Below are 5,044 nucleotides of genomic sequence, written 5' to 3' on the forward strand. Positions count from 1 at the left end.
CGCGTCGCAGGAGGCCTAGGGGAGAAGGACGGCTCCCGCCGGTCGCAGACGGCGGCCAAAAGCACGCATATATATGAGAAGAGCGCCGGCGACCCGTTGGGGCCGTCGGCGCTCCTGCAAGCTACGCGCGGGTTGCGTCCCGGTCGCTACCCAGCCAGGCTCGCGAAGACTGACACGAACGCGATGATCACGCCCACGATGGACTCGCCGCCCAGGATGCCGGATGCGACCACGAGGCCGGCGCGGTCGTGCTCGGCCGTGGCCTCGGCCTGCTGGTCCTGCGGGAGCGCGGCGCGCCTGCCGGCGGTGGCGCGGTCGTACACGACCTTGGCGATGGCGCCCAGAAACGCCGTGAACGACATGTAGAACGGCAGGTAGACGCCGAGGCCCACCATCATGGCGGGAAGCTTTGCCCAGTAGAGGGCGATGCCCGCCGCGAGTCCGATCACGAAGGCGGGCACGCTCGGGATGCCGGAGACCATGGTCGCCACGACGGAGGCCTGCGCGGCCACGAAGGTCTTGCCCGGGCCAAAGGCGTCCGGGCCGTACGCGGCCAGCAGCGCGCACATGACGGCCGCGGCCACCACGGCGCCCACGATGCCGCCCAGCGCCTGGCCCAGCCACTGCGCGCGCGGGTCGGTTCCCAGGATGTGGCCGGCGCGGAAGTCGTTCATCACGTCGCCCGCAAGCCCGCAGGCGACCGCGACCACGCCCGCCACGAAGAACAGCCTGACCTGCACGTTCTCGCCCATGGCGGCCACGGCGAGCAGCACGATGAGGCCGAAGATCTCCATCGGGTCGATGCCGGTCTGGCCGCAGGACTGCGCGCTCATGATCGTTGCGACAAAGGTGAGCGCCACCACGACGACGGAGGCGAGCGGGCTCAGCCCCAGCCCCATGCAGACGAGCACGACCACGGCGGCGGTGCCCAGGCCAAAGATGCCGGCGTCCGTGCGCAGGCTGCCGCTCACGAGGGAGCGCGAGTCCTGGCCGTCGTCCTTCTCGCCCCGGGCATCGCGCAGGAAGCCGCCCACCTGCGGCAGGATGTCCTTGACCACGGTGGCGATGCCGGAGCCCATCATGAGGCCCATACCCAGGCTGGACACGATGCCCTGCGCGGTCGCCGTGGACCAGAGGCCGGCCGCGCTTCCGCCCACGATGAGGCCAAAGTTTGCGAACAGCGCGCCGCCAAACCAGAACGCGAGCGGCACCAGGCCCACAAGGAAGCCGACGGAGAGCATCATGGGCGAGTTGTAGATGCCAAAGCTCACGCCGGGAATGGGAAGCTGCAGCAGGAGCGTGGGCAGGATGCCCAGGGCGTCACGCAGGACGCTGTACAGGCCGGCGATGCCCATGGACGAGAAGAGCCTGAGTCCCGTCTTGCCGCCCGCCTCCGTTGCCAGGAGCGTCTCGGCCGCCGCGGTGCCCGTGGGGAACTCGAGCTCCGTGTCCACGATGAAGTGGTGGTGTATGAGGGCCGTGCAGATGAGGCCGAGCACGGTGCCGCAGAGGGCCACCAGGAAGATCTGCACCCAGCCAAACTGGTCCGCGAGGCCCAGCATCCAGGCGCCGGGCAGCGTGAACGCGAGCCCGCCCGCGACCATGGCGCCCGCGGACATGATGGTGTGGGTCACGTTGGCCTCGTTCAGGCTGGTGTGCCCGAGCAGCCGCAGGAAGAAGAGCGAGATGACCGCCGCGAACACGATGGGCCAGGGCAGTGCCCCGAGCTTGAGCGCCGTGTAGGCTGACGATGCCGTGATGATGACGCAGCCGATGGTGCCGATGATGGCGCCGCGCAGCGTCAGCTGGCCGCGCCATGAGGCGCGTGCCTTGCCGTTGTCCATATGTAGCTCCTTTGCGTATATCCGCTCCCCCGCGTGGGGAGTCGGGTTACCGGACCGTTTGCCAAGCCGGACGAGCCGGGCAAACGGTTAGAGTATACAGGTGAAACGTCGGCAACGGAGCGTTGGGAGCAAACAGGTGCCCATGAGCCAGGGGAGAAGTGCGGCGCACGATGCTGCGGCGGCCTCGGCAGGCCGCGTGCTTGCCGTGGACGTGGGCAACACGACCACGCGCCTGGGGATCTTTGCGCAGGACGGCGCGGCGGGGGACGAGCCGCTGGACACCTTCGAGCTCACGACGCCGGGGCGCCTGACCGCGGATGAGGCGCGGCTGCAGGTCACGCAGTTCGCGTCCTTCTCGCCCGCGCCCGTGGCGGCGGCCGTGGCCAACGCGCCGGAAGCCAGCCGCAAGATTGCGGTCTGCATCCTTTCCTGCGTGGTGCCGTCACTTGTGGAGCCGTGGCGCCGCGCGCTCGACGCCGTGTGCGAGCGGCGCGCGCTCGTGGTGGGGCCGGGCCTCAGGACGGGCATCCGCATGGACTACCACGACCCCTCCGAGGTGGGGCCGGACCGCATCGCGGACGCCGTGGCGGCGCGGGCCCTGCTGGGCTCGCCCGCGATCGCCGTGGACATGGGCACGACGGTCAACATAGAGGTGATAGACGCGGACGGCCACTTTGCCGGCGGCGTCATCGCGCCGGGCCTCGCGCTGGGCGCGAGCGCGCTCGCCACCTCGGCCGCGCGCCTGCCGCGCATCGAGCTGGCCGCGCCGGAGCACGTCATAGGCAAGTCCACGCGCGAGGCGATGCTCAGTGGCGTGGTGCTGGGCGAGGCCATCCGCGTGGACGGGCTCGTCGCGCGCATCGAGCGCGAGCTGGGCGCCCCGGCCCCCGTGGTGCTCACCGGCGACGACGCCGCGTCCTTCTCGCACCTGCTTGCGCACGAGTGCGTGGTGGACCCCACGCTCACGCTGCGCGGCCTGCACCTGCTCTACCTCGCAAACGCCCGCCCGCCGCGGCAGTCCAAGGCCCGCGCGCCGCGTGGCGGCCATGAGGGCCAGTCATAACAATCGCAACCAGTCACACCAACCCACGACCAGGGGAGAAGAGCAACCATGCCACAATGGACCGTCGACCACAAGATCAAGGCGGCGTTCTTCGACGCGGACGGGACCCTCCTGTCCTTCTCGACGCACAAGGTGCCCGAGTCCGCCATGCTCGCGCTGACGGAGCTCAGGCGCGCCGGCGTCAAGTGCTTCCTCGCGACGGGCCGCGCGCCCTACACCGTGGAGGAGATCCCGGTGGACAGCATGGAGGCGTTCATCCTGTTCAACGGGCAGTTCATCCTCAACCGCGATAGGATCCTCTACCAGGAGACGCTCGACAGGGACGACCTCGCGACCATCGTGGGGCAGGTGGAGGACGGCCTCTACAACTGCATGTTCATGTCCGGCACGCGCATGTTCGTGAGCGGGCACGACCGTCTGGTCAAGGCGATTGAGCACAAGGTGGGCCTCTACTACCCCGAGGACGACATCCACGAGGCGCTGCAGGAGGACATCTACCAGCTCAACATCTTCCTGGAGCCCGGCAAGACGGACGTGGTCAAGAACGCGTGCAGCCACATCAAGATGACGCGCTGGACCAGCGAGTTCGTGGATGTGTTCCCGCTCGGCGGCGGCAAGGACCGCGCCGTCCGCAAGGTGCTCGACATGTACGGCATCGCGCCCGAGGAGGCCGTGGCCTTTGGCGACGGCGGCAACGACCTGGGCATGTTTGGCGTGTGTGGCACGTCCGTGGCCATGGGCAACGCCAACCCCGAGGTAAAGGAGCAGGCCGACTTCGTGACGGACGACGTGGACGAGGACGGCATCCTCAACGCGTGCGTGAGGCTGGGGCTTATCGAGGGATAGCGGACCCGCTCACGGCGTGCCCGCTCGCGAGCTCGAAGTGCAGCTCCGCGATGCCCAGGTCGACCATGCTCATGGGGCCGCCGGAGGACTGCGCCGTGACGGTCTGCCGGTCGCGCCCGAGCGTGAAGATGAAGTGCTGCTGGTTGAGGGCCGTGGGCGCCAGGGCCGCGGCCTGCATGCCGTGCTGGAACCAGTCCGGCATCACCAGGCCGTGCGTGTTGCTCAGCTCCTCGATCGACTTGGAGCGGTGCGGCCGCCCCGGCTCCGCGCCGTGCCCCAGCGCGATCACGCACGCCAGCTTGTGGCCAGGCGTCACCTGGCCCGCCACGGACCTGCGGCGGAACGTCCCGCCCGCCCAGCAGCTGTCAAGGCCCAGCCTCGTGGCCAGGAGCACGATCTTCTCGCCAAAGTAACCCGCAAGCTCCTGTAGGTCGCGGCCCTTGGGACCGGCCACCACCACGTAGTCGCTCACGTTCTGGAACCTTCCGTAGTGCGCGAGCAGCGAGTCAAAGGCCGTGGGCTCGTCCGTCACCAGGCGCATCGCGAGCCCGGAGGCCTCGTTGGCCCGCGCGATGGCCTGCTCGAGCGCCCCGGCCTCCGCGGCCGAGAGCGGCTCCTCGGTGTAGCGCCGCACGGAGTGGCGGTGCTCGATGGCCCAGACGTCGTCCTTCTCCGCTGCCGTGGTGACCGCCCCCTACGAGACCGTGATCTCGGAGATGCTCGTGTCCTCGTACTTGCTGCCCGGCGTCGCCGCCTCGATCTGGAACGTGATGTTGGTGCCGTCCACGGGCTTGGGCAGCGTGAAGCTCTGCGTGGAGCCAAAGCTGTCCGCAAGGTCCACGTCCATGACCTTCTTGCCGTCCACGAAGACGCCCAGCTTGGTCGGGCGCGGGTTCTTGTAGTAGATGCTCTCGCTCTTCTGGAAGCCGTTGGCGATGGTGAAGGACGAGAAGGTCTGCGTGCCGTCGCCGGAAAGCGTCACGGACTCGCCCACGCCCAGGCCGCTCACGCCCTCGGACCAGCATGTGGTGGTGTCGCCGTCGATCAGGTGCTCCACGCCGTAGCTGTCGTACTGGTCCGTGGGGAGGGTCGAGGTGGCCTCGGCCTTGGTGATGCCCTTGAAGCCCACGTGGCTGGAGCTCGAGGAGCTGGAGTCGTCGTCGGACGACTGCCCCAGAGTGATCGTCTTGCTGCTGTCTGACGAGCCGGAGTCGTCCGACTTGGCGATGGTGGCGTCCCCGCCCTGGCCAAAGCTGGGCAGCACGTAGAACACCACGAGCGCTGCCGCCGC

At 69.1% G+C, this 5,044-nt stretch carries 5 protein-coding genes; 2 read left to right on the plus strand and 3 right to left on the minus strand.

Going from position 1 to position 5,044, the window contains the following annotated elements; translation table 11 throughout:
- Positions 1 to 146: 146 nt before the first annotated feature.
- On the minus strand, positions 147 to 1,844 hold the full coding sequence (locus ACI38Z_RS08950; RefSeq protein WP_439789855.1) for an OPT/YSL family transporter: 1,698 nt from the start codon (positions 1,842 to 1,844) through the stop codon (positions 147 to 149).
- Between the two features lie 142 nt (positions 1,845 to 1,986).
- On the opposite strand from ACI38Z_RS08950, the gene ACI38Z_RS08955 reads away from it, so the two are divergent.
- A complete protein-coding gene (locus ACI38Z_RS08955) occupies positions 1,987 to 2,907 on the plus strand; it encodes a type III pantothenate kinase (protein WP_439789861.1) in 921 nt (306 codons plus the stop codon).
- A gap of 48 nt (positions 2,908 to 2,955) precedes the next feature.
- The gene (locus tag ACI38Z_RS08960; protein WP_439789856.1) at positions 2,956 to 3,753 is read left to right on the plus strand and encodes a Cof-type HAD-IIB family hydrolase; all 798 of its coding nucleotides are present in this window, start codon (positions 2,956 to 2,958) and stop codon (positions 3,751 to 3,753) included.
- On the opposite strand, the gene ACI38Z_RS08965 is transcribed toward ACI38Z_RS08960, so the two are convergent.
- Positions 3,740 to 4,405, minus strand: a complete 666-nt coding sequence (locus ACI38Z_RS08965; protein ID WP_439789862.1) for a nitroreductase family protein — start codon at positions 4,403 to 4,405, stop codon at positions 3,740 to 3,742. The genes ACI38Z_RS08960 and ACI38Z_RS08965 overlap by 14 nt on opposite strands.
- A gap of 42 nt (positions 4,406 to 4,447) precedes the next feature.
- Positions 4,448 to 5,044 (minus strand): NADase-type glycan-binding domain-containing protein (locus ACI38Z_RS08970; protein WP_439789857.1); only part of this gene is annotated, 597 nt, incomplete at its 5' end.

This window comes from Parafannyhessea sp., from assembly GCF_051876455.1.
GTDB lineage: Bacteria > Actinomycetota > Coriobacteriia > Coriobacteriales > Atopobiaceae > Parafannyhessea.